The sequence below is a fragment of the Microterricola viridarii genome (assembly GCF_001542775.1).
Classification (GTDB): Bacteria; Actinomycetota; Actinomycetes; order Actinomycetales; family Microbacteriaceae; genus Microterricola; species Microterricola viridarii_A.
In genome coordinates, this window is the sequence record NZ_CP014145.1 from 88,588 (window position 1) to 111,824 (window position 23,237).

At 69.2% G+C, this 23,237-nt stretch carries 29 protein-coding genes and 1 tRNA gene; 23 read left to right on the top strand and 7 right to left on the bottom strand.

Annotated features, from left to right (window positions below):
* Nucleotides 1-4 precede the first annotated feature (4 nt).
* The 13 genes from folE (at nucleotide 5) to cls (ending at nucleotide 10,620) form a co-directional block, all read left to right on the top strand.
* Nucleotides 5-604 carry a GTP cyclohydrolase I gene (folE, locus tag AWU67_RS00395; RefSeq protein WP_067225442.1) on the top strand — a complete coding sequence of 200 codons (600 nt, stop codon included), beginning with the start codon at nucleotides 5-7 and terminating at the stop codon, nucleotides 602-604.
* 76 nt (nucleotides 605-680) lie between these two features.
* The gene (gene folP, locus AWU67_RS00400; RefSeq protein WP_067225448.1) at nucleotides 681-1,472 is read left to right on the top strand and encodes a dihydropteroate synthase; all 792 of its coding nucleotides are present in this window, start codon (nucleotides 681-683) and stop codon (nucleotides 1,470-1,472) included.
* Complete coding sequence (gene folB / locus AWU67_RS00405; RefSeq protein WP_234407302.1) at nucleotides 1,465-1,890, top strand: dihydroneopterin aldolase; 426 nt, start codon at nucleotides 1,465-1,467, stop codon at nucleotides 1,888-1,890. The genes folP and folB overlap by 8 nt, the downstream gene beginning before the upstream one ends.
* Complete coding sequence (gene folK / locus AWU67_RS00410) at nucleotides 1,887-2,408, top strand: 2-amino-4-hydroxy-6-hydroxymethyldihydropteridine diphosphokinase (protein ID WP_067225452.1); 522 nt, start codon at nucleotides 1,887-1,889, stop codon at nucleotides 2,406-2,408. Before folB ends, folK begins: the two co-directional genes overlap by 4 nt.
* On the top strand, nucleotides 2,405-2,884 hold the full coding sequence (locus AWU67_RS00415; protein WP_067225453.1) for a DUF3180 domain-containing protein: 480 nt from the start codon (nucleotides 2,405-2,407) through the stop codon (nucleotides 2,882-2,884). Before folK ends, AWU67_RS00415 begins: the two co-directional genes overlap by 4 nt.
* 55 nt (nucleotides 2,885-2,939) lie before the next feature.
* Entirely contained in the window at nucleotides 2,940-3,533 is a 594-nt protein-coding gene (locus tag AWU67_RS00420; RefSeq protein ID WP_082717110.1) for a PH domain-containing protein, read from the top strand.
* 2 nt (nucleotides 3,534-3,535) lie between these two features.
* Nucleotides 3,536-5,302: a PH domain-containing protein gene (locus AWU67_RS00425; RefSeq protein ID WP_067225455.1), complete on the top strand. Its 1,767-nt coding sequence runs from the start codon at nucleotides 3,536-3,538 to the stop codon at nucleotides 5,300-5,302.
* Nucleotides 5,302-6,072: a Rossmann-like and DUF2520 domain-containing protein gene (locus AWU67_RS00430; protein WP_067225457.1), complete on the top strand. Its 771-nt coding sequence runs from the start codon at nucleotides 5,302-5,304 to the stop codon at nucleotides 6,070-6,072. Before AWU67_RS00425 ends, AWU67_RS00430 begins: the two co-directional genes overlap by 1 nt.
* Complete coding sequence (panC, locus tag AWU67_RS00435; protein WP_067225459.1) at nucleotides 6,069-6,923, top strand: pantoate--beta-alanine ligase; 855 nt, start codon at nucleotides 6,069-6,071, stop codon at nucleotides 6,921-6,923. The genes AWU67_RS00430 and panC overlap by 4 nt, the downstream gene beginning before the upstream one ends.
* 224 nt (nucleotides 6,924-7,147) lie before the next feature.
* A complete protein-coding gene (lysS, locus tag AWU67_RS00440) occupies nucleotides 7,148-8,674 on the top strand; it encodes a lysine--tRNA ligase (RefSeq protein ID WP_067225461.1) in 1,527 nt (508 codons plus the stop codon).
* A gap of 36 nt (nucleotides 8,675-8,710) precedes the next feature.
* Nucleotides 8,711-8,866, top strand: coding sequence for a hypothetical protein (locus tag AWU67_RS17440; protein WP_199922321.1), 156 nt, complete (start codon nucleotides 8,711-8,713; stop codon nucleotides 8,864-8,866).
* A gap of 92 nt (nucleotides 8,867-8,958) precedes the next feature.
* The gene (locus AWU67_RS17445) at nucleotides 8,959-9,135 is read left to right on the top strand and encodes a hypothetical protein (protein ID WP_199922322.1); all 177 of its coding nucleotides are present in this window, start codon (nucleotides 8,959-8,961) and stop codon (nucleotides 9,133-9,135) included.
* A gap of 6 nt (nucleotides 9,136-9,141) precedes the next feature.
* Nucleotides 9,142-10,620: a cardiolipin synthase gene (gene cls / locus AWU67_RS00445; protein ID WP_067225463.1), complete on the top strand. Its 1,479-nt coding sequence runs from the start codon at nucleotides 9,142-9,144 to the stop codon at nucleotides 10,618-10,620.
* Between the two features lie 67 nt (nucleotides 10,621-10,687).
* Here the strand turns inward: cls and AWU67_RS00450 are convergent, their stop codons facing one another.
* Entirely contained in the window at nucleotides 10,688-11,731 is a 1,044-nt protein-coding gene (locus AWU67_RS00450; protein WP_067225465.1) for a pirin family protein, read from the bottom strand.
* A 42-nt stretch (nucleotides 11,732-11,773) separates the two neighbouring features.
* On the opposite strand from AWU67_RS00450, the gene AWU67_RS00455 reads away from it, so the two are divergent.
* Together AWU67_RS00455 and AWU67_RS00460 are read left to right on the top strand one after the other, a co-directional pair.
* On the top strand, nucleotides 11,774-12,211 hold the full coding sequence (locus AWU67_RS00455; RefSeq protein ID WP_067225467.1) for a hypothetical protein: 438 nt from the start codon (nucleotides 11,774-11,776) through the stop codon (nucleotides 12,209-12,211).
* Between the two features lie 55 nt (nucleotides 12,212-12,266).
* Nucleotides 12,267-12,725: a hypothetical protein gene (locus AWU67_RS00460; RefSeq protein WP_129586596.1), complete on the top strand. Its 459-nt coding sequence runs from the start codon at nucleotides 12,267-12,269 to the stop codon at nucleotides 12,723-12,725.
* A 47-nt stretch (nucleotides 12,726-12,772) separates the two neighbouring features.
* Here AWU67_RS00460 and AWU67_RS00465 read toward each other — a convergent pair whose 3' ends face one another.
* From AWU67_RS00465 to AWU67_RS00475, 3 genes are read right to left on the bottom strand one after another with little or no spacing between them, the layout of a single operon-like run.
* A complete protein-coding gene (locus tag AWU67_RS00465; protein WP_067225470.1) occupies nucleotides 12,773-13,006 on the bottom strand; it encodes a helix-turn-helix domain-containing protein in 234 nt (77 codons plus the stop codon).
* Nucleotides 13,006-13,836, bottom strand: coding sequence for a hypothetical protein (locus AWU67_RS00470; protein WP_067225472.1), 831 nt, complete (start codon nucleotides 13,834-13,836; stop codon nucleotides 13,006-13,008). The genes AWU67_RS00465 and AWU67_RS00470 overlap by 1 nt, the downstream gene beginning before the upstream one ends.
* Nucleotides 13,836-14,462: a hypothetical protein gene (locus tag AWU67_RS00475; RefSeq protein WP_067225474.1), complete on the bottom strand. Its 627-nt coding sequence runs from the start codon at nucleotides 14,460-14,462 to the stop codon at nucleotides 13,836-13,838. The genes AWU67_RS00470 and AWU67_RS00475 overlap by 1 nt, the downstream gene beginning before the upstream one ends.
* Before the next feature lie 242 nt (nucleotides 14,463-14,704).
* Here AWU67_RS00475 and AWU67_RS00480 point away from each other — a divergent pair, with 242 nt between their 5' ends.
* The 3 genes from AWU67_RS00480 (at nucleotide 14,705) to AWU67_RS00490 (ending at nucleotide 18,577) form a co-directional block, all read left to right on the top strand.
* The gene (locus AWU67_RS00480; RefSeq protein ID WP_067225476.1) at nucleotides 14,705-17,227 is read left to right on the top strand and encodes an ATP-dependent Clp protease ATP-binding subunit; all 2,523 of its coding nucleotides are present in this window, start codon (nucleotides 14,705-14,707) and stop codon (nucleotides 17,225-17,227) included.
* 139 nt (nucleotides 17,228-17,366) lie between these two features.
* Entirely contained in the window at nucleotides 17,367-17,873 is a 507-nt protein-coding gene (locus AWU67_RS00485; protein WP_067225478.1) for an amino-acid N-acetyltransferase, read from the top strand.
* A gap of 80 nt (nucleotides 17,874-17,953) precedes the next feature.
* The gene (locus tag AWU67_RS00490; protein ID WP_067225480.1) at nucleotides 17,954-18,577 is read left to right on the top strand and encodes a hypothetical protein; all 624 of its coding nucleotides are present in this window, start codon (nucleotides 17,954-17,956) and stop codon (nucleotides 18,575-18,577) included.
* 225 nt (nucleotides 18,578-18,802) lie between these two features.
* Here AWU67_RS00490 and AWU67_RS17810 read toward each other — a convergent pair whose 3' ends face one another.
* Nucleotides 18,803-18,934, bottom strand: coding sequence for a hypothetical protein (locus tag AWU67_RS17810; protein WP_257720955.1), 132 nt, complete (start codon nucleotides 18,932-18,934; stop codon nucleotides 18,803-18,805).
* 90 nt (nucleotides 18,935-19,024) lie between these two features.
* Between AWU67_RS17810 and AWU67_RS17600 the strand changes: the two genes are divergently transcribed.
* Nucleotides 19,025-19,255 (top strand): hypothetical protein, encoded by a 231-nt coding sequence (locus AWU67_RS17600; RefSeq protein ID WP_234407304.1) that lies wholly within the window; start codon nucleotides 19,025-19,027, stop codon nucleotides 19,253-19,255.
* A 17-nt stretch (nucleotides 19,256-19,272) separates the two neighbouring features.
* Here AWU67_RS17600 and radA read toward each other — a convergent pair whose 3' ends face one another.
* Nucleotides 19,273-20,670: a DNA repair protein RadA gene (gene radA / locus AWU67_RS00500; RefSeq protein WP_067225482.1), complete on the bottom strand. Its 1,398-nt coding sequence runs from the start codon at nucleotides 20,668-20,670 to the stop codon at nucleotides 19,273-19,275.
* Between the two features lie 93 nt (nucleotides 20,671-20,763).
* Between radA and AWU67_RS00505 the strand changes: the two genes are divergently transcribed.
* The 4 genes from AWU67_RS00505 (at nucleotide 20,764) to AWU67_RS00515 (ending at nucleotide 22,070) form a co-directional block, all read left to right on the top strand.
* Nucleotides 20,764-20,853 (top strand) — tRNA-Ser (locus AWU67_RS00505).
* Between the two features lie 219 nt (nucleotides 20,854-21,072).
* The gene (locus tag AWU67_RS17450) at nucleotides 21,073-21,237 is read left to right on the top strand and encodes a hypothetical protein (protein WP_199922323.1); all 165 of its coding nucleotides are present in this window, start codon (nucleotides 21,073-21,075) and stop codon (nucleotides 21,235-21,237) included.
* Entirely contained in the window at nucleotides 21,237-21,488 is a 252-nt protein-coding gene (locus AWU67_RS00510) for a DUF6458 family protein (RefSeq protein ID WP_067225484.1), read from the top strand. Before AWU67_RS17450 ends, AWU67_RS00510 begins: the two co-directional genes overlap by 1 nt.
* 315 nt (nucleotides 21,489-21,803) lie before the next feature.
* Nucleotides 21,804-22,070 carry a GlsB/YeaQ/YmgE family stress response membrane protein gene (locus tag AWU67_RS00515; RefSeq protein WP_067231803.1) on the top strand — a complete coding sequence of 89 codons (267 nt, stop codon included), beginning with the start codon at nucleotides 21,804-21,806 and terminating at the stop codon, nucleotides 22,068-22,070.
* A gap of 126 nt (nucleotides 22,071-22,196) precedes the next feature.
* Here AWU67_RS00515 and AWU67_RS00520 read toward each other — a convergent pair whose 3' ends face one another.
* Nucleotides 22,197-23,159 (bottom strand): hypothetical protein, encoded by a 963-nt coding sequence (locus tag AWU67_RS00520; protein WP_129586597.1) that lies wholly within the window; start codon nucleotides 23,157-23,159, stop codon nucleotides 22,197-22,199.
* Nucleotides 23,160-23,237 lie beyond the last annotated feature (78 nt).

Below are 23,237 nucleotides of genomic sequence, written 5' to 3' on the forward strand. Positions count from 1 at the left end.
GCTCGTGAGCGGAGTCGACCGGGCACGCATCGAGGCCGCCGTGAACGAGATCATTCTCGCGATCGGCGAGGATCCCGCCCGGCCGGGTCTGGCCAAGACGCCGACCCGCGTGGCCGACGCCTACGCGGAGTTCTTCGGTGGCCTGACACAGGACCCGCTGGCGCACCTGCGCGACTCGGTGCCGATCGGCACCGACGCGGACGGTTCCCCACAGACCAGCGACGTCGTGCTGCTGCGCGGCATCGACTTCCGCTCGGTATGTGAGCACCACCTGCTGCCCTTCGTCGGAGTCGTGCACATCGCCTACCTGCCGAGCGACCGCGTCGTCGGCCTCGGCAAGCTGCCGGCCCTCGTGGACACCCTCTCGGCGCGGCCGCAGCTCCAGGAGCGCTTGACCGAGGAGATCGCCGACGCGTTGCAGGAGGGGCTCGACCCCCGCGGCGTGCTCGTCGTGCTCGACGCGGTGCACCGCTGCGTCGTCGCCCGCGGCTCCCGCCAGGCCTCCAGCTCGACCGTGACCATCGCCAGCCGCGGCAGCCTCGCCGAGCCCGTCGCACGGGCCGAGCTGATGGCGCTGATCGCATCGGGCGGGCACGGTGTCTGAGCCAACGGCTCCCACACCGGCGTCTCCTGCTCAGTCCCTGTTCGACCGGGCGGATGCCGGCGGCGGCCCCCTCGTGATGGGCATCGTCAACGTCACCCCCGACTCGTTCAGCGATGGCGGGCGCTGGGCTGAACCGAGCGCGGCGTTGGCCCACGCCCGGCAGTTGGTGGCATCCGGCGCCGACATCATCGACGTCGGCGGCGAGTCGACGAGGCCGGGCGCCGCTCGGGTCGACCCGAGCGAGGAGCAGGCCAGGGTCATTCCCGTGATCGCCGCCCTGGCCGGGGCCGGCATCGCCGTGAGCGTCGACACCATGAACGCCGCGACGGCCAGCGCCGCAGCCGCGGCCGGCGCCACGATCATCAACGACGTCTCTGGCGGGCTGGCCGACCCCGGCATGGCGGATGCCGTTGCTGCGAGCGGGCTGCACTACATCGCGATGCACTGGCGCGCCCACTCGGCCACGATGCAGGATCTCGCCCACTACGGTGACGTGGTCGCCGAGGTGTGCGACGAGCTCGCCGGCCGGGTCGACGCACTGCTGGCCGCCGGTGTTGCCCCAGACAAGCTCGTGCTGGACCCCGGCCTCGGCTTCGCGAAGACCGCCGCGCACAACTGGGCGCTGCTCGGCAGGCTCGGCGAACTGCAGGCGCTCGGCTACCCCGTGCTGGTCGGTGCCTCCCGCAAGCGCTTCCTCGGCGAGCTTCTCGCCGACGGCGCCGCGACCGCGGAGCGCGACCTGCCGACGGCCGTGGTGAGCGTGCTCTCCGCCCAGCAGGGCGCATGGGCGCTGCGCGTGCACGACGTCGCCGGCACGCGCGTTGCCCTCGATGTGCTCGCTTCGTGGCAAGGTGGAGCACGTGCCTGATCTCAACGCGGTTCGAACGAGCCCTGAAACCCCAGCCGCCGCCGTGGATTGGGCGGCTCGCGACCACATCACCCTGACCGGGCTGCGCGTGCAGGCCCACCACGGCGTCTTCGACTTCGAGCGCGAGAACGGCCAGGCCTTCGTCGCCGACGTGACCGTGTGGCTCGACTTCGCCGCGGCCGCCGCCGGCGACGAGCTGGCCGCCACCATCCACTACGGCGAGCTCGCCGAGGAGGTCGCCGCCGCCGTGCAGCGCGACCCGGTCGACCTGATCGAGACGGTCGTCGAGCGCATCGCCGCAACCGTGCTCGCGCACCCTTCCGCCCAGCGCGTGCGGGTCACGCTGCACAAGCCAGACGCACCGATCACGGTGCCCTTCGACGACGTTTCCGTCACGATCACCCGGGAGCGCCCATGAGCACCGCCGACCAGTCCATGCAGCCGGCCGTCATCGCCCTCGGCGCCAACCTCGGCGACCGCGACGAGACGCTGAGCGAGGCTGTCGTGGCCATTGCGGACCTGCCCGGCGTCGAACTCACCGGTGTCTCGGCCTTGATCGAGACGCCGGCGCTCAAGCCGCACGGCATCGACCATGAGGCCCCCGCCTACCTCAACGGCGTCGTGACGGTGCTCACCAGCCTGGCGCCGCACGCCTTGCTCGACGCCCTCAACGCCATCGAGCGCGCGCACGGCCGGGAGCGCACGGAGCACTGGGGCGACCGTACCCTCGACCTCGACCTGATCAGCTACGGCGAGCTGCAGCAGAGCGACGACCGCCTCACCCTGCCGCACCCGCGTGCCGCAGAGCGCGACTTCGTGCTGGTGCCCTGGCTGGAGCTCGACCCCGACGCCTCCCTGCCCGGTCTCGGCCGGGTCGACGCGCTGCCCGCCTCCCAGCCCGACGGGCCAGTGGCCGGCTCCGGGGCGCAGAGATGAAGCGCACCGCCCCCGTGACGCTGGTGCTGCTTGCGCTCGGCGGCACCGCGGTTGCTTTTCTGGCCGAACTGGCGATCGCCGCATCCGGCCGCCCGATCATTGTGCCGCCGCTCTCGCTGGCTCTGACCCTCGTAGCCCTCGGCGTGGTCGTCGTGGCATTGGCCTGGCCGATCCGCCGGGCCGTCAAGGCGAAGGTCCGCACGCACGTCGACCCGTTCCGGGCGCTGCGCGTCGCCGTGCTGGCCAAGGCGTCCAGCCTCTCGGGTGCGCTGCTCGGCGGGGTGGGGCTCGGGCTGCTCCTCTACCTGTTCAGCAGGCAGGCGGTACCGGCCGCCGCCGTGCTCTGGATGGCGATCGCCACCGCCGCCGGTGGCATCGTGCTGCTCATCGCCGGGCTCATTGCGGAGCACTTCTGCACGCTGCCGCCCGACGACACCGCGCCGGACACGGAGACCGCTCCCGGCTCCCATGTCTGAGTTCACCGCGAGAGACGCCATGATTGAGCGCATGAGTGAGCCCCTGAATGAGCGCATGTCTGAGTCGACGCCTGAGCCGGCATCTGAGCCGCGATTCGAGTCGACGGCTGAGCCGACGGTGGATGCCGCGCACTCGGCCGGCACTCAGAAGCCCGCAGCGGGGCCGGGCCGCCTCGACGTCGGCGACCCCACCGTCTGGCACCGCGTCTCGCCGAAGTACCTCGTCGTCGAGGTCGTCGGCACGCTGATCGGCGGGCTGCTGTTCTGCGCCGGAGCCGCCGCCGTGTGGCTCCTCGGCGAGCAGCAGTGGGCGCTCTGGGTGCTCATCGCGCTCATCGTGATCTTCCTCGTCTCGATCGTGATCGAGCCGCGCCGGGTGCGCTCCATCGGCTACCAGCTGCGCGGCGACGACCTGCTGTTTCGCCGCGGCATCATGTTCCAGCGTTTCGTCTCCGTGCCGTACGGCCGGATGCAGCTCGTCGACATCACCCGGAGCCCCATCGCCCGGGCGCTCGGCCTGGCCGAGCTCAAGTTCGTGACGGCAGCCGCCGCGACGGGCGTCGTGATCCCCGGCCTGCCGTTGGAGGAGGCGGAGCAGCTGCGCGACCGTTTGGTCGCGCTGGCTGAGAGCCGCCGGGCCGGGCTGTGAGCATGACTCAGGGCCCGCCGCAGGACCCGCTGCAGAATATCCCGGCGCAGGAACCGATCCAGAGCCCCGCGCGTGGGGCGGGGCCGAGCGTCGAGACGAGCCTGGCCGACGGCGAATGGCACCGCCTGCACCCGGCGACGCCGCTGTTCAAGGGCGGCGTCGCGCTGATCGCCATCACCGGCATCGTGATCGCCAACCTGCGCGAGCGCCTGGTTGAGCTGTTCTTCCACGTGCCCAGCTACGGCGGCGACCCGCTGGATGAGATCTACAACCGCGGCATGGTCGGCTGGGCGCTGCTCGCCGTGCTCGGCGTGCTGCTGCTCGTGATGGCCGGCTTCTACCTGTCCTGGCGGATGCACAGCTTCCGGGTGACGCCGGAGGCCGTCGAGGTGCGCAGCGGAATCCTGTTCCGCACGAACCGCAAGGCACGCCTGGACCGGATCCAGGGCGTCAACATCAACCGCCCGCTGCTGCCACGCATCTTCGGCGCCGCCAAGCTCGAGGTCGGCGTCGCCGGCCAGGACGGCAACGTGCAGCTGGCCTACCTGGGCTCCGGCCACACCGACGCGCTGCGCCGCGACATCCTGCGGCTCGCCTCCGGTGCGCGGCAGGGTGCGGGGGCCGGCGCGGTTGCCGGGGCCGTCGAGCCGGTCTCTGTTCCGGATGCCGCCGCGCTGCCGCCGGGTGCTGACGCCGAGGCGGGAACCACCGGCGGGCACCGCTTCGCGGCATCCGTCGGCGCCATCGTCACTCAGCGCGCCACCGAGTTCCTCGCGCCGGAGCTGGACCCGGATGCCGCTCCGCCGGAGTCGGTCGTGCATATCCCGCCGCTGCGCCTGATCGCGTCGATCGTGGTCAGCGGGTTCAGCGTGGTGCTGGTCGCGCTGATGGTCGTGGTGCCGATCGGCATCGTGAACCAGCAGTACTGGTTGATCTTCACCATCATCCCGGCGCTGATCGGTGCCGCCAGCTTCTACATCAACCGTTTCACCAAGGGGCTGCGGTACACGATTGCCGGAACCCCGGACGGCGTGCGCGTCGGCTACGGGCTGCTCTCCACCAGCAACGAGACGATCCCGCCCGGACGCGTGCACGCGATCGCCGTCACGCAGCCGCTGCTTTGGAGGCCGTTCGGCTGGTGGACGATTCGCATCAACACCGCCGGGCACTCCACCCAGAACGGGCAGAACGCCTCGAACACCACAGTGCTGCCCGTTGGTCGTCTCGACGACGTGGAGCGCGTGCTCGCCCTCCTGCTGCCGGGCTCTGGACTGATGCCCGAGCTGGCGGCCGCCACAGCCCCCGAGCCGGCATTCTCGCCCGAGGGCATGTCTGGGCCGGTGCCGGTCGCCCCCGCGGCGGCGTCTCCCTCGCTGATCGAGCGCGGACTCACGTCCAAGGGTGGTGCGGACGGCTACAGCAACGCCCCGCGCCGGGCCGCCTGGTTGCGGCCGTTCTCGTGGCGCCGCACCGGATTCGCGCTCACCCCGAACACGGTGCTTCTGCGCCGCGGCGTCATCGCCCGCGAGCTCACCCTCGTGCCCTTCGCCCGCGTGCAGAGCGTCGGGCTCTCCCAGGGGCCGATCCAGCGCCGCCTCGATTTGAGCGGTGTGCAGCTGCACACCGTCGCCGGGCCGGTCTCCGCCCGACTCAGTGTGATCGATACGCGCGTCTGCGCCGAACTCTTCGAACAGCTGGCCGGCGGCGCCGTGGCATCCGCCGCCAGCGATACCAGCCACCACTGGGGCACCCCACAGGAGGCATTCTGATGACCGGACAACGGGCGGGCCGACTCGGCGTCGGCATTGTCGGCGCCGGCAACGTCGGGCCGATCCTCGGCGCGGCGCTGGCCGGGGCCGGGCACGCGATCGTGGGCATCTCGGCGATCTCGGCCGAGAGCCGGGAGCGGGCGGAGACGATCCTGCCCGGGGCGCCGATCCTCGACGTCGACGTGCTCGTCGAGCGCAGCGAACTCGTGATCTTGGCTGTGCCGGATGCCGAGCTCGAACCCCTCGTTGCCGGCCTCGCCGCCCGCGGCGCCTGGCAGCCGGGGCAGCTCGTGCTGCACACCTCGGCGCGCCACGGCATCGGCGTGCTGCGGCCGGCCCTCATCGCCGGAGCGATCCCGCTCGCCGTGCACCCGGCCATGACGTTCACCGGCACCAGCCTCGACCTTGCCCGCTTGGCCGGCACCTGGTTCGCGGTGACCGCTCCCGGCCCGGTGCTGCCGATCGGGCAGGCGCTCGTCGTCGAGATGGGCGGTGAGCCGCTCGTCGTTGCCGAGGCGGACCGGGCCGGCTACGCCGAGGCCATCGACACTGCCGTCTCGTTCTCGACCGCCATCGTCGAACAGGCTGCCGGGCTCTTGGCCGGGATCGGCGTGGAGTCGCCCGGAGCCGTGCTGGCGCCGCTGGTGCGTTCGGCCGTCGAGAAGGCGCTTGCCCAGAGCGGCGGCGCCGAGCCGTCCCGCGAGCTGCTCGACGAGGCCCTCCGGGACAACCAGTACTACGACAACGACGACCCAGAGGAGCAGGCGTGAGCGCCCCGCAGCTGTTGACCACCATCCGCGCCACCCGCGCGGCGCTTGAGCGGAAGCGGGCGGGGGGATTGACCGTCGCATTCGTGCCCACGATGGGCGCACTGCACGAGGGGCACCTCAGCCTCGTGCGCCGGGCGCGCGAGCTGGCCGACACGGTCGTCGTGTCGATCTTCGTCAACCCGCTGCAGTTCGGCGCGGGTGAGGACCTCGACGCCTACCCGCGCACGCTGGACGCCGACATCGAGGCGCTCGCTGCCGAAGGCGTCGACTTCGTCTTCGCCCCGACCGCGCGCGAGATGTACCCGGCGGGCGCCAGCTCGACGATGGTCACCGCAGGCCACATCGGCACCCTGCTGGAGGGCGCGACCCGGCCCGGTCACTTCGACGGCATGCTGACCGTCGTGGCGAAGCTGTTCAACATCGTGAACCCGGACGTGGCACTGTTCGGCCAGAAGGACGCCCAGCAGGTGTTCCTCGTGCGCCGCATGGTCGCCGACCTCAACCTGCCGCTCGACCTCGAGATCGTGCCGACCGTGCGTGAGGCCGACGGGCTCGCCCTCTCCAGCCGCAACCGCTTCCTCGACGAGGGCGCGCGACAGGCAGCCCTGGCGCTGAGCGCGGCCCTGCAGGCGGCGGATGCCGCGGCCGGCGACGGACTCGTCGAGCTGCTGGCCGAGGCGACGGCGAGCTTCGGCGACCACGACGCCGTGACGCTCGACTACCTGGTCGTCGTCGACCCGGCCACGTTCCTGCCGGTGGACGAGCACTTCCGCGGCCGGGCCATTGCCCTCGTCGCGGCGCGGGTCGGCGCCACCCGCCTGATCGACAACGCCAGCATCACGATCGGCTGACCACCCGCGCCTCCCGTGCCGCGAGAGTGCAGCGCCGGCGCAGGTGGCTTCGGTCGCTGGCGCTCCCTCGAGCCAACGGGGAGGGGAGCGGCTCAACCAGCGGGAGGACAGCCGCCGGCGCCTCGAAAGCCGCCGGGCAGATGCCCAGTTCGCGCCCGGTACTCTTGATGTTGCGTGTGTATACGTCTTGATACCCGCATCCAGCCTCAGTTCACGGAGAAGACATGGCCGACGCCCCCACCGAGCCCACCGCCGAAGAGATCGCTGCAGAGCAGAACGAGATCTCCGAGCAGAAGGCCGTGCGACTGGCCAAGCGTGAGCGGCTCATCGCAGCCGCGGCAGATCTCGGCGGTGGCGCCTACCCGGTGAGCGTTCCCGTCACCACCACGATCCCCGAGTTGCGCGCACGCTTCGGCGACCTCGAGCCCGACACCGCCACCGGCGAGATCGTCGGCATCGCCGGCCGCATCATGTACCTGCGCAACACCGGCAAGCTCTGCTTCGCCACCCTGCAGGCCGGCGACGGCAGCCGCATCCAGGCCATGGTCAGCCTCGCCGAGGTCGGCGAGGAGAGCCTGGCCGAGTGGAAGGACCTGGTCGACCTGGGCGACCACGTGTTCGTGCACGGTGAGGTCATCGCCAGCCGCCGTGGCGAGCTGTCGATCATGGCCGACAGCTGGCAGATCGCGTCCAAGACGCTGCTGCCGATGCCGAACCTGCACAACGACTTGAGCGAAGAGAACCGCGTGCGCAGCCGCTACCTCGACCTGATCGCGCGCGAGCAGGCCCGCACCAACGTCATCGCCAGGGCCAAGGCCGTCGCCAGCCTGCGCCGCACCTTCGACGAGCTCGGCTTCATCGAGGTCGAGACCCCCATGTTGCAGGTCATGCACGGTGGGGCATCCGCCCGGCCGTTCGTCACGCACTCCAACGCCTTCGACACCGAGCTGTTCCTGCGCATCGCGCCGGAGCTCTACCTCAAGCGCGCCGTCGTCGGCGGCATCGACCACGTGTTCGAGATCAACCGCAACTTCCGCAACGAGGGCGCCGACTCCACGCACAGCCCCGAGTTCGCGATGCTCGAGGCCTACCAGGGCTACGGCGACTACAACTCGATCGCCGACCTCACCCAGAAGCTGATCCAGGATGCAGCCACCTCCATCGCGGGCGGCCACGTCGTGACCTGGGCCGACGGCACCGAGTTCGACCTCGGCGGCCAGTGGGACCGCATCTCGATGTACGACAGCCTGAATGCGGCCGCCGGCACCAGCTTCACGCCGGAGACCCCGCTCGCCGAGCTCAAGGCGCTCGCCGAGCGCGAGGGCATCGAGATCGACCACCCGATCCACGGCAAGTACGTCGAAGAGCTCTGGGAGCACTTCGTCAAGGGCGGCCTCGTGCGCCCCACGTTCGTGATGGACTTCCCCGTCGACACCAGCCCCCTGGTGCGCGGCCACCGCTCCATTGCGGGCGTCGTCGAGAAGTGGGACCTCTACATCCGCGGCTTCGAGCTGGCCACCGGCTACTCCGAGCTCGTCGACCCTGTCATCCAGCGCGAGCGCTTCGTCGAGCAGGCCACGCTGGCTGCCGGCGGCGACCCGGAGGCGATGCGCCTGGACGAGGAGTTCCTGCGGGCCCTCGAGTTCGGCATGCCGCCGACCGGTGGCATGGGCATGGGCATCGATCGCCTGCTGATGGCCCTCACCGGCCTCGGCATCCGCGAGACGATCCTGTTCCCGCTGGTCAAGTAGTTCCCGCACAACACATCAACGGAGCAAAGGCGCACCATGGATAACGAGTTCCTGCCCAAGAGCGAGACGGACCCGCCGAAGGACCCCAAGCGGGTGTCCAACAACCGGCTCGCCTTCTGGATCATCGGCGGCGGCATCGGCCTGTACATGGTCGGTAGCGGCGTCTGGGGCATCATCACAGGTGGATCCTGATGTGAGTGGGCGGATGCCGGAGAAACCGGCTTCCGCCCCCACTCAGCGTGGGGAACCACGCCGGCACAAAAGCAACGTATTCTGGAGTGGCTATGGATAACTTTTGGGTGAACGCGATCTTCTCGATTGTTCCGACGCTGCTGGTCGGAGCCATCTTCTGGCTCGTCATGCGCTCGATCATCCGGATGGACCGCACCGAACGCAAGGTGTACGCCCGCATCGAGTCAGAAGAGCGCGCGCGTCTGGGCCTCGACCACCCGGCCCGGTAGCGCTCAATGCTGATTGACTTCACGGATCCATCGGACACGTCGCTCGTCATCATTATCTTCCTGCTGCTCGTGGACCTCGCGGTCCGCGTCGCGGCGATCATCATCATCCCGCGCAATCGCCGCCCAACGGCCGGCATGGCCTGGCTGCTCGCCGTCTTCTTCATCCCGTACATCGGCATCCTGCTGTTCCTGCTGATCGGCAACCCCAAGCTGCCGCGCGCCCGAATGGCCAAACAACGCCGCATGGATGCCTTCATCCGCGCCAACTCGGATGTGCCAGGCGGCCGGCAGCACAACGAGGAATGGCCTGAGTGGTTCGCCTCGGTCTCGCAGCTGAACCAGAACCTCACCTCGATGCCGATGGTCGACGGCAACACCGCGACGCTGCTCGAGGATTACGACAGCACCATCCTGGCGATGGCCGCCGAGGTGGACCGGGCCACCAAGTACGTGCACGTCGAGTTCTACATCTTCTCCTGCGACCAGACCACCGCGGTGTTCTTCGATGCGCTGGAGGCGGCCATCGCGCGCGGCGTGAAGGTGCGCGTGCTCTTTGACCACTGGGCGTCGTGGCGCAGCAAGGGCTACAAGCACACCGTTGGACGCCTCAACGAGATGGGCGCTGAGTGGCACATGATGCTGCCGGTGCAGCCGCTGCGCGGGCACTTCCAGCGGCCGGACCTGCGCAACCACCGCAAGATCCTCGTCGTCGACGGGCGCGCCGCGTTCATGGGCTCGCTGAACGTGATCGACCGCAGCTACAACAAGCGTTCCAACATCAAGCGCGGGCTCAAGTGGCAGGAGCTGGTGACGCGGGTGGAGGGGCCCGTCGTTGACGCGCTCAACCTGATCTTCATCACCGACTGGTACATCGAGTCGGAGGAGTTGCTCGAGAACGAGGCGCAGGTGCTCGAATCGATCGACGACCCGGCGCTGCTCGAGTGCCAGGTGGTGCCGAGCGGGCCCGGCTTCGAGGGTGAGAACAACCTGCGCCTGTTCCTCGCACTGCTCTACGGGGCCCAGCACCGCATCGTGATCACGAGCCCGTACTTCGTTCCGGACGAGTCGATGCTCTACGCCATCACGACCGCCGTCGACCGCGGCGTTCCGGTCGATCTGTTCGTCTCGGAGGTCGGCGACCAGGCCCTGGTCTGGCATGCGCAGCGCTCCTACTACGAGGCCCTGCTGCGAGCCGGCGTGCGCATCTACCAGTACAAGGCGCCGTACATTTTGCACTCCAAGCACTTCACGATCGACGACGATGTGGCCGTGATCGGCTCCAGCAACATGGACATGCGCTCTTTCGGCCTCAACATGGAGGTCTCGATGCTGGTGCGCGGCCACAGCTTCGTCGCCGCGATGCGCGCCGTCGAGGACCACTACCGCTCCGTCAGCAAAGAGCTCACCCTCGACGAGTGGATGAAGCAGCCGCTGCGCTCCACCGTGCTCGACGGCCTGGCCCGGCTCACCTCCGCGCTGCAGTAGCTCCGCCGCTGGCTCGAGAAGGCTTACGGCCGAAGCCAACATCGCATGAACGCTGGCGCACGCAGTCTCAGCCGCGCGGCTTGAGGCGCACCGTGGGCAGCGCCGGCGCGGGCAGGGGAGAGCCGGGGTAGTCGGCCACGGTGCCGAAGCGGCCGCCCGCCGCGGCGCCGCCGATCACGTCGTGCTGCCATTCCCGGCGGTCCTCGACGATCTCGTCGTGGCCGCGGCCAATGAAGTTCCACCACATCACGATCTGCTCGGGGAACGGCTCCCCGCCGAGCAGCACCAGGCGCACGGGGGAGTCCCCTGCGCGCAGCGTGACGGACGACCGGCCCGGGGCGAGGTAGCCGAGCTCGGCGTGGGCCAGCACCGTTGTGCCTGTGTCGCCACCGCTCTGACCGTCGTCGAGGGCGACCGGGCCGGCATCCACCAGCAGGCCGTGCTCGAACGACGGGTCGAGCGCCAGCGTCACGGCGGCGCCCGCCGGCAGGTCGAGCTGGGCGCCGAGCAGCGCCGAGAACACGGTGGGGGATGCCGCGGCACCCGGCCCGGAACCGGCTGCCGGCTCGTCGGCCAGCGCCCCCACGAACACCTGCGCGACGGCGGCGCCGCGCTGCAGGCGGCGCGCGTCGTGCCGCTCGAAGAACGGCTGCACGCTGCGGGCGGCATCCGGCAGCGCGATCCACAGCTGCACCCCGTGCAGCACGGTGGTGGTCGGCGTCGATACCTCCGAGTGCGAGATGCCGCGCCCTGCGGTCATCAGGTTCAGCTCGCCCGGGCGCACCATGGCGTGGCTGCCGACACTGTCCCGGTGTTCGATCTCGCCCTCGAACAGCCAACTGGCCGTCTGCAAGCCGGTGTGCGGGTGCGGTGGAACCACCATGCCGCCGGTGGAGGCGACGTCGTCAGGCCCGTAGTGGTCGGCAAAACACCAGGCACCGATCGTGCTGCGCCCACGCTGCGGAAGCGTGCGCCGCACCGGCATGGCGCGGGGGCCGCCGAGCGGCACGTCGCGGGGCTGCAGCACCTCCACGGGGGTCGGGCCGGCATCCGTCACCGCCTCGATGAACTCGCACACAAGCTCGGCCGGGTCACGCTCAAGATTGCTCACGGCTCCAGCCTAGGCCGCAGACCGAGGCGCTAGTCTGGCGGAATGAAGACGTTGCGTACCGCTGCCGCGCTGCTCCTGGCGCTCACCGTCGTCGTCGGAATCAGCGCCTGCGCCAGTACGGCAGGCTCGCCGACCGGCGGAACGATCGGCGCCTCCGACGACTACGCCGGCCTGCCGGAGGGCCTTGACGGGCTGCCGCAGAACCCGAGCGGCGACCCGCAGCTGTACTGGCTGAAAAACGGCGCGCAGATCGCCATCACGCTCTGGGGCAGCTCGACCTGCCCGCCGATCGTGGAGTCGCTCACGCCCACCTCGGCGAACGCCTTCACCGCGGTGCAGGCCCCTCTGCCGGCCAAGCCGTGCACCCGCGACCTCGTGCCGCACACCACGGTCTTCAAGACGCCGAGCGACACCACGACCAGCTCCGACGTCACGATCGTGCTCGACGGCACCAGCCTGACCCTGCCCGGCCGTAGCTAGACACGCCCGGCGACAGACTGCTGACGCCGCCGAATCCTGCCGCTAGAGTTGCGCCATGGCTACTACCACGCGCACCCGTCTCGTACTCGCAACCGTGGTTGCGGCATCCGCCCTGCTGCTCACCGGCTGCGCGCCAGTCGGTAACACGCCGACCGGCAACTTCCCCGGCTTCCCCGAGGGGCACGAGGCGAGCAGCGACACCACGGGTGCACCAGAGGCGGCCTGGGTGTCGGAGGGCGACAAGATCGCCATCACCCTCTTCGGCAGCTCAACCTGCCCCTTGGTCGCAAGCACCATCAACGTTGTGAAGAAGGCCCACGAGGGCAACGCGGTGAGCATCGACGTTCCGCCGCTGCCCGACAAGCCCTGCACCATGGACCTGGTGCCGCACACGACCGAGTTCTGGACCCCGCAGGACGTCACCACGACGAAGCCGCTACAGATCACGGTGCTCGACCAGACCATCGAGCTGCCGATCAAGGCCTACCAGCCTGCCGGGGAATCCGAGCACTAAACAGCCTCGGCCCGCGCGACGACCTTTTCTGCAGTTGGCGGCCGGTATCAGCCGCGCGGCGTGCGCACGAGCAGTTCGCCAACCTCGCAGTCCAGCGCGTCGCAGATCGCGTGCAGGGTCGAGAATCGGATCGCCCGCGCCCGGTCGTTCTTCAGCACGCTGAGGTTCACGATGCTCACCCCGACCAGCTTGCTCAGCTGCGTCAGGGTCATGCCGCGCGCCGCGAGGAGATCGTCGAGGCGGCACAGGATGCCGGTGTCCTCACTCTCTGCCGGTGCCATCAGACCAGCCCAACCGTGTCACGCTGCATCCGCTCGCTCTGCCGGAACGCCGCGGCTACGGCGAGGAGTGCGAGGCCGAGGAAGATCGGCCAGAGCTCGATGGTCGGCTCGAACGCCGGCTGCGGCAGGCCCGTTGCCAGCGGGTCGAAGGTGCCGAACGGCACGGCGCCGTCGCCAGCGACCTCGCCCAGTGTGCCGCCGGCGAAGCTGATCTGCTCGGAGCTCCACGCCGTGACCCTGAGCGCCTGCTCGGCAGCCTGGTAGCCAGCGGCCCCGAAGCAGAACTGCCAGCCGATGCCGCCGACCATGAGCGCGATCGCGCCCACGATGAAACCGCGGGCCACGATCGGCCGAAACGGCTCGTGGGCGAGCAGGCGGTGGGCGAGCACTGCGACGGCGGCGGCGAGCACGGCGATAGTCGCGCCCTGCAGCGCGTGGCCGCCGGCGAGCAGCAGGCGGGTGCCGGCATCCAAGCCCTCGATCATGACTTCGGCGCTCGTGAAGCCGCCCCCGGTGACGGTGGCCGTCGGCCCCTCCTGGACCCGTGCCCAGGGGTAAACGCCCGGCCAGAACGTCTGGACCGGGATCGTCACGCTCACGGCCTGCGCGGCGAGCGACTGCACGACCAGGCCCACCGCCGTCACGACGGCGATACCGGCGGCGGCCGTCGCGCCCAAGCGGGTGAACACGAGCACCGCCGGGCGAGGTGTGGCCGGCATCCGTTCGTCGAAGACAAGGTCGTCGCCGCGGGTGCGGAGCAACCGGAAGCCGACCACGGTGGCCACGATCACAACGATCGCGCCAATGACGATGATGTTCCAGGCGAGCATCAGACGAGTCCTTCCGTGTCGCGCTGCATCCGCTCGCCGATCTCGAAGGCGGCGGCGACGACGCCGAGCACGACGCCCACGAACACGATCGTCAGATCGGCCCCGCCCGCGAAGGGAAACACGCTGCCGACGGGGTCGGGATTGAGCTCGGCCGCAATGGTGAACTGCGCGGCGATGCCGAGCGCGTAGCCGAGCAGGCCGCCGGCGATGAGAGTGACGGATGCCGTCGCCAGCAGCCAGGTCATGCGGCGCCCGAACGGGCGGCCGCGCACCAGCCCGACACTGGTGAACACGATCGTGCCGGCGATCAGCACCTGGGCGAGGCCGAGCGCCAGGACCGACCCGGCCAGCAGCAGGCGGGCGGTCATAGAGACGTCGGCGAGCACGAGCTGCGCGCTGTCGAAGCTGCCAGACACGAGGGTGGCGGCGCCCGTGACCGCGCTCGCCGGAACCTCGAACACAGCGCTCATCTGCGCCTCCACGGTCGGGGCGCTGAGCACCGAGACGATGCGGGCCGCGCTGCCGACGGCGACCAGGATGCCGTAGGCCGCGGCGACGGCGGCGAAGAACAGCAGCGAGCCGCGCTCCGACCTGCGCAGCTGGAAGCCGGCTGTGTGCGTGCTCATCGCGTCCCCTAACGATTGTCGATAATAACGATAATCGTTAAGGTAGGGGTGGTCCCGGCGGCTGTCAAGGGCATACCGGCCGCCCCGGGGTTTCGACGGGCCGAGCCAGCGGGCACCGGCGGCACCGGTATCCGTGCGTCACATCGTCATGCTCTGGGCGAACACCGGCATATGCGCCCCGCGCGCTGGTTACTCTCTATGTATCGATGCTGCATCCGCGGCGGCATTGTGAGGAGTAGAAGATGTTCGAGAGATTTACCGACAGAGCCCGTCGTGTCGTTGTCTTGGCGCAAGAAGAAGCCAAGATGCTCAACCACAACTACATCGGAACCGAGCACATTCTGCTCGGCCTGATCCACGAGGGTGAGGGCGTTGCCGCGAAGGCGCTCGAGTCGCTCGGCATCTCGCTCGACGCCGTGCGCGAGCAGGTGCAGGACATCATCGGTCAGGGCCAGCAGCAGCCGACCGGCCACATCCCGTTCACCCCGCGTGCCAAGAAGGTGCTGGAGCTCTCGCTGCGCGAGGCCCTGCAGCTCGGCCACAACTACATCGGCACCGAGCACATCCTGCTCGGCCTGATCCGCGAGGGTGAGGGCGTTGCCGCCCAGGTGCTCGTGAAGCTGGGCGCCGACCTCAACCGGGTGCGCCAGCAGGTCATCCAGTTGCTCTCCGGCTACCAGGGCAAGGAGCAGGTCGCCGTCGGTGCGAACGAGCAGACCACCCCTCAGGGCGGCTCGCAGATCCTCGACCAGTTCGGCCGCAACCTCACTCAGGCTGCCCGCGACGGCAAGCTCGACCCCGTGATCGGGCGAGAGAAGGAGATCGAGCGGGTCATGCAGATCCTCTCGCGTCGCTCCAAGAACAACCCCGTGCTGATCGGTGAGCCCGGCGTCGGCAAGACCGCCGTCGTCGAGGGCCTCGCCCAGGCCATCGTCAAGGGCGATGTGCCCGAGACGCTCAAGGACAAGCAGCTCTACTCGCTCGACCTTGGTTCACTCATCGCCGGCAGCCGCTACCGCGGTGACTTCGAGGAGCGCCTGAAGAAGGTCACCAAGGAGATCCGCACCCGCGGCGACATCATCATCTTCATCGACGAGATCCACACCCTCGTCGGGGCCGGTGCCGCTGAGGGCGCCATCGACGCCGCCTCCATCTTGAAGCCGCTGCTGGCCCGTGGCGAGCTGCAGACCATCGGTGCGACCACGCTCGACGAGTACCGCAAGCACTTCGAGAAGGATGCCGCCCTCGAGCGCCGCTTCCAGTCGATCCAGGTCGCCGAGCCGTCGCTGCCGCACACCATCAACATCCTCAAGGGTCTGCGCGACCGCTACGAGGCGCACCACAAGGTGTCCATCACCGACGGTGCCATCGTCGCCGCGGCGAACCTCGCCGACCGCTACATCGCCGACCGCTTCCTGCCGGACAAGGCCATCGACCTGATCGACGAGGCCGGCGCACGCCTGCGCCTGTCGATCCTCTCGAGCCCGCCCGAGCTGCGCGAGTTCGACGAGAAGATCGCCGTCGTGCGCTCCGCCAAGGAAGCCGCGATCGAGGACCAGGACTTCGAGAAGGCCGCCAGCCTGCGCGACGAGGAGAAGAACCTCCTCGGCGAGCGTCTGCGCCTCGAGAAGCAGTGGAAGTCCGGCGATGTCAAGACCACCGCCGTTGTCGACGAGGGCCTGATCGCCGAGGTTCTGGCCCAGGCCACCGGCATCCCCGTCTTCAAGCTCACCGAGGAGGAGTCGTCCAGGCTCGTCTTCATGGAGAAGGCGCTGCACGAGCGCGTCATCGGCCAGGAAGAGGCCATCTCGGCCCTGTCCAAGACGATCCGCCGCACCCGCGCCGGCCTCAAGGACCCGAAGCGCCCCTCCGGCTCGTTCATCTTCGCCGGCCCGACCGGTGTCGGTAAGACGGAGCTGGCCAAGGCGCTCGCCGAGTTCCTGTTCGACGACGAAGACGCCATCATCTCGCTCGACATGAGCGAGTACGGCGAGAAGCACACGGTTTCGCGCCTGTTCGGTGCTCCTCCCGGATTCGTCGGCTTCGAAGAGGGCGGCCAGCTCACCGAGAAGGTGCGCCGCAAGCCGTTCTCCGTCGTGCTGTTCGACGAGATCGAGAAGGCACACCCGGACATCTTCAACTCGCTGCTGCAGGTGCTCGAGGAGGGTCGTCTCACCGACGGCCAGGGTCGTGTCGTCGACTTCAAGAACACCGTCATCATCATGACCACGAACCTCGGTTCGAAGGGCATCTCTGGCGGCCCCGTCGGCTTCCAGATCGAGGGTGACAGCGCCGTCGGCTACGACATCATGAAGGGCAAGGTCGTTGAGGAGCTGAAGAAGCACTTCAAGCCCGAGTTCCTCAACCGTGTCGACGAGACGATCGTCTTCCCGCAGCTCTCCAAGCCGGAGCTGCTGCAGATCGTGGACCTGTTCATCAAGCGACTGAGCGAGCGGATGCTCGACCGCGACATGACGGTGGAGCTCACCCAGGCCGCCAAGGAGCGCCTCATCGAGGTCGGCTTCGACCCGGCCCTCGGTGCCCGCCCGCTGCGTCGCGCGGTGCAGCACGAGGTGGAGGACCTGCTCTCGGAGAAGATCCTGCACGGCGAGCTGAACTCGGGCGACCACGTGCACGTGGACTTCGTGGACGGCAAGTTCGTCTTCACCACCACGCAGCGCGCCCTGCCCGCCACCACGAACGTGAACGCCGGAGCCGCCCTCGGCACCGGTTCGGTCACGCCCGACATCGCGATCACCGGCTAAGACCGGCTCGCGGCGATTCGCCGCAGCCCAGAAGGGCCCGACAGCTTCGGCTGCCGGGCCCTTCTGCGTGCCCGGGGTGTGCGCGGCATCCGTGGAGGGCGGCAGTACGCTGGGATCACGAAAACAGAAGGGTGCCAGGGTGGCTCAGGAATTCACGGTGCGCCGCGCGCGCACGAGCGATGTGCGCGGCATTCAGGCCCTGATCGAGCCCTTGGTGCAGGAGCGCATCCTGCTCGGCAAAGACCTCGTCGTCTTCTACGAGGCGGTGCAGGAGTTCCGCGTCGCCGAGAGCGCCGACGGCGAGATCATCGGATGCGGCGCGCTGCACGTGATGTGGGAGGACCTCGCCGAGGTGCGCACCCTGGCCGTCTCCGACGACTGGCGCGGCGCCGGCGTCGGGCACGCACTCCTCGACCGTCTGTTGGAGGATGCCGCGGAGCTCGGCCTCTCCCGCGTCTTCTGCCTCACCTTCGAGGTGCCGTTCTTCGAACGCCACGGCTTCGCCGACATGGGCGCGGAGACCGTCGCGCCCGACGTCTACGCCGAGCTCGTGCGCTCGCCCGACGAGGGTGTCGCCGAGTTCCTCGACCTGGCCAGGGTCAAGCCGAACACGCTCGGCAACACCCGCATGCTGAAACGCCTCTGACGCGGCGCCGCTGTCTGGCAAAGTGTTGACTCACCGGCCAAATGCCGTGCAAATCTGGGCGGGCTGGCTAGCCTGAGGGCATGTCGACGATCAAGCACCCGGTCGGGCCCCAGTCGAACAAGGTTTACTGGCGCCGCAGGCTCGTAGTCCTGCTCGGGCTGCTTGCCGTCATCGTCGTCATCGTGCTGATCGTCGTCGGCCCCGGCCGCAGCGCGGAGGCGGAGAAGCCGGCCAGCGACCCGGGCAGCAGCGCAGCCCCCTCGACCGGCCAGACCCCGACAGCGACGGGCGCTGGCGGTGCCTGCGCCCCCGGCAGCGTCAGCGTGGAAGCCGTCACCGATGAGGGCGACTATGCCGCCGACCAAGAGCCAGCGCTCTCGCTCGTCGTGACGAACACGGGCCCCGCTGCCTGTTCGCTCAACGTGGGCACGGCAGCCCAGGTCTTCACCATCAAGAGCGGCAGCGACGTCTACTGGACCTCGACCGACTGCCAGACGGATTCCAGCAATGTGCCGTTCGAGCTGCAGCCCGGCGTGCCCGTCAAGTCCTCCGCGCCCATCGTCTGGGACCGCACCCGCTCGGACCCAGGCACCTGCGACTCCGGCGAGCGGGAGTCGGCGCCGGCCGAGGGCGCCTCCTACCACCTGACTGTGACCGTCGATGGCGTCACGTCGACCACCTCCAAGCAGTTCATCCTCAACTAGATTCGCCGAGCGCTCACTGCCGCGCGACATCGGGAGGCCGACGCGCCATCGGGAGGCCGCTTTGGTTCAATGCTCGCCTCCCGATCCGCCGATTGCCGTCCAACGGGTCCCGCGGCGGAAGCGTCTCGGCCGGTCAGCCGCGCCGCGTTGTGGCGGGCCGCTCGCAGCGAACAGCCGGGACGGCGTCGCGCGCGCTCGGTAGGCTGGAGCAATGGCATCCGGAGCTCAGAAGAAGTCGAAACGCGTGGGCGGAAACCCGGCGACCAGGGCCGCGAAGGCGGCGGCAGCCGCATCGAAGAACGCCGCCGAGATCTTCCGCTCGCAGGCGCTGGCCGAGGCGCTGGAGCGACAGGACATGGCCGCGGTCGCTCTGGCCCTCCGCAACGGCAACACGGTCGTGCCGCTGATGAACCCGGGGACCGTGACCGCCCGCTGGAATCCGGCGAGGTGTGGACCTACCGTGACCCGAACACCGGCGAGATCGCGCTGCTGCTGTTCAGCGACGCGCGCCACAAGCCGGCGAACCTGCCCCCGGCCGTCGGGCTGCAGGGCCCCGAGTGGCTGAAGACGTTCCTCGGCCGGTACGGCGAGCAGATCACCACGGTGTTCCTCGACATCGCCGGCCCGCACCCGATGCAGGCCTCCCCGGCCGAGCTGCTGGCCGCCCTCGAGCTCTAAGTGGCGCTAGGAGCGGTTCAGAAGGCCCGGTCCAGCTCGCGCTCCCGGTTCTGCACTCGCTGTTCCCGTTGCTCGGCCGTCGTACCCGGGCCGGCCAACCGGAGGCGCTCAAGCGCCGCGGTGACGCTGCCGAGCTCGGCATCCAGAATCTTGTTGAAACCCAGCCGCCGCGCCTCTGCCCCGCGCAGCTTGCCGGCCGTGACTGGCCGCACCTCGCCGGCCAGGCTGATCTCGCCGTAGGCGGCCATGTCGTGCGGAACCGGCCGGTCGTGCATGGCGGAGGCGATGGCGACGGCGATCGCGAGGTCGGCCGCCGGCTCGTTCAGGCGCACCCCGCCGACGGTGGAGATGTAGACGTCGAGCTGGCCGACGCCGGAGAGCTTGGCGCGGCGCTCCAGCACGGCCAGAATCATGGCCACGCGGGACGGGTCGACGCCGTTCACGACCCGGCGCGGCTGCGGCCCGGTCGACTTGACCAGCAGCGCCTGCACCTCGACGGGCAGCGCGCGGCGCCCCTCCAGCGCCACGGTGACACAGGTGCCGCTGACACCGGTGGCCCCGCGGCTGAGGAACAACCCGCTCGGGTCGGGCACCTCGGCAATGCCGTCGCCGGTCATCTCGAAGCAGCCGACCTCGTCGGTCGGGCCGAAGCGGTTCTTGAGCGCGCGCACGAAGCGCAGCGCGGTCTGCCGGTCGCCCTCGAACTGGCAGACGACGTCGACGAGGTGCTCGAGCAGGCGCGGGCCGGCGATCGAGCCGTCCTTGGTGACGTGGCCGACGAGCAGTACGGGCAGGTGGCGGTCTTTCGCCACCCGGATCAGCGTGGACGCCACCTCGCGCACCTGGCTCGGCTGGCCGGCCAGGCCGTCGGAGAGTGAGCTGGCGACGGTCTGCACCGAGTCGACGATGAGCAGTTGCGGCTGCACGGCGTCGATCTGGCCGAGGATGGTGCCCAGATCGGTCTCGGCGGCCAGAAAGAGGGTGGGCACGAGGGCGTTGGTGCGCTCGGCGCGCAACCGCACCTGCTGCACCGACTCCTCGGCACTGACGTAGAGCACTCGCTGCCCGGTGGCCGCGGCGCGGGCCGCGACCTCCAGCAGCAGCGTGGACTTGCCGACGCCCGGCTCGCCGCTCAGCAGGATCGCCGCGCCGGGCACGATGCCGCCGCCCAGCACCCGGTCGAACTCGTTGATGCCGCTCGGCCAGTGCTGCACCGACTCGGTCGTCACCTCGGTGATGGGGCGGGCGGAGCGGGCATCCGAGATCTGCACCGGACGCAGCGCGCGGGCCGTGCCGGCCTGGTCGGCGACGTCGAGCACGGTGCCCCACTGCTGGCACTCGCCGCAGCGACCGACCCAGCGGATGCTGGTCCAGCCGCATTCGACGCAGCGGAAAGAACTCACTGATTTGGCCATGTTCCGAGGGTAGCCTGCCCCTCCGACACGGCCTCGACACGCGCGCAGGCGCTCGATTCGCGCTGAAAGCCGCTGGCTACTAAACTCGTCCTCGGTACCGTGTCCGAGCGGCCGAAGGTGCAACTCTCGAAAAGTTGTGTGGGTGAAAGTCCACCGTGGGTTCAAATCCCACCGGTACCGCCATAGAAAACCCCCTGGATCTCAGTGAAAACTGCAGAGCCGGGGGGTTTTCTGCATGCCAGGGGTGTGCGTCTGACGAGTGCCTTAACACGGTTGGCGCCGTCTCCGCAAGGGTCTGCGCCGGGCAATCGAACTTCGGTAGCGTCTCGCGAAGGGTTCTCCGGTTCACGTCGCAGTGCCCGCTATCCGTAACGTGCCCGCTATCCGTAAAGGAGCATCAGAGTGAATATCTTGCTAATCATCGTCATTGTCGTAGCGATCGTGCTCGCCATCACGGGAGGGCTGGTTCAGTCGCTGAACTTCCTGCTCTGGGTGGGCGCCGTTCTACTCATTCTCGCGGTCATCGCCTGGTTGATCCGAGCGGTTTCGGGACGGAAGGTCGGCTGATGAGCATCGGTCTGGGGATCGCGCTGATCGCGATCGGGGCCATTTTGGTCTATGCACTCGACATCACCGTCGACTGGATCGATATCGACATGGTCGGCTACATCTTGATGGGCGCGGGCGTCGTTGTCGTGCTCCTCGGCATCGTCCTGTTGGCGCGCCGTCGGCGGAGCGTCGCGACGACGCACACGCAGGTCGACCCGGCCAGCGGTGAGCGGATCACTCGCAGTGAGCAGTCCACTCCCGAGATCTGAGCCGCACATGCCACGAGGGCTGCCACGCATCTGAAAAGATGCGGGGCAGCCCTCTGTCGTTCTCGCGTGGCCGCCGTGTGCGCGGAGCACTGCCGACCGGCGCTTCGGGGCGGGCCTCACAGGCGCACACCTTATTCACAGGTATGCGCCTGCTGGCCAGCTTCCACGCGGAAGTGCCTCCAGTAGAAAGCGGAGGCTACCCCCGAATGGGTTGCATTTGGTTGAGCGGAGTGGGACGGTGGTATCCGTTCGACGTTCAACGCCGAGCGGGAGTCAGGCCCGAAACACCCGACTCCCAAACGAAGGGATATGACCATGGGGTTCTTCGCATTTCTCCTCCTCGGCTTGCTCGCCGGGGCCATCGCCAAGCTGATTCTGCCCGGAGACCAGGGCGGCGGGTGGTTCGCCACCTTGCTGCTCGGAGTGCTCGGCGCAATGCTCGGCGGCTGGTTGGGTGGGCTGCTGTTCAATGCCAACCTCGAAGACTTCTGGTCGATCCAGACCTGGCTTCTTGCGATCGGAGGAGCAATAGTCGTGCTCCTGGTCTGGGGGCTCATCGTCGGTCGCAAGAAGGCTGCATAGTCGCAGCCACCACGGGTCCGGGCTGTTTGGGGCTCTCTGAGCCGGCCCGCGACCTCGGATTTCCCCCTGTCTCTTCTTGAGACAGGGGGTTTTTCGTGCCTGTACGCCCGCGGCACGTCAGTCAGCTCAGTCGCCCGGAGCGATCATCGCCAGCGTGCCAGAGGTCATGTCGGCGCGGAAGCAATCGCCGACGCGTTGCCGGTCCGAGGTCTGGGCGCCAGGCAGGAACGCGAGTCGGAGGTACGGGAACGGCTCCTCGACGCGGACGATGGAAGCCTGATCAACGGCAGGGTCGGCGACGCAGGCATCCGGTGCGTCGTCCGGCGCCCAGTCGGCCAGCTCGATGGCGTAGGTGTCGCCGTACCGCCAAGCCTCGATGGAGACGGCGTCCGGGGGCCCAGCCTCGTCGAGGTCGGGGAGGCCCATGGTGTTCCAGTACTCGACGGTGGCTCTGAACTCGATGACCTGATTGGCCCCGGTGGCCTGGATGTCATCGGCGGTGAGGTGGGCGGCGCTGGTGTCGGCACTGGGGCCGACATCGAGGTTCCCCTCGAACGGGGCGTGCCAAGTATCCGGTTCGAGCGCAAAGGCATACACGGCAAATTCAACGGGGCCCTCGTGCCCGCCTCCGCGGAGCGACGCGATCTCGGGATCCTCCCGCACCGGCGGGTAGATGCGCATCAGGTCTCGCACCATGCCGCCGGGGTAGAACGGGAGCTCCGTGGTCGCCATCTCGGCGTCGATGGCCGGGGCGAGCTCGTGCAGCGTCCGGGCATCGGGGATGACGGCGACGGTCGTCCACGACGTCCAGCAGCGGTAGCCCAGGTCTTTTCGGTCGTCGAACCACCAGTTCTCCGCGGTGTCGCAGCTGTCCTGCTGCAGATCGCCCAGCACAATGACGCGGTCGGAGAGAACGAGCCGGGTCCGCATCTCCGTGAGCTGCGCCAGGGCCACGGCACGTGCCTCAGGGATGCCCGGATCGGTCGGCGAGCGGTGAGGCTGAAATGAGATGCACCCGGTGAGCGCCAGCGTGAGCAACGCCACGGTCGCGACCGCGAACACTGACCGTCGTGCGAAGGTGCGCGTCACCCGGTCACTTTACCGACACGCGGGCGGCTGCAGCGGCATTTCGCAGACGTATCTCCGCCGCGCGGCCGGGGGGCAGTC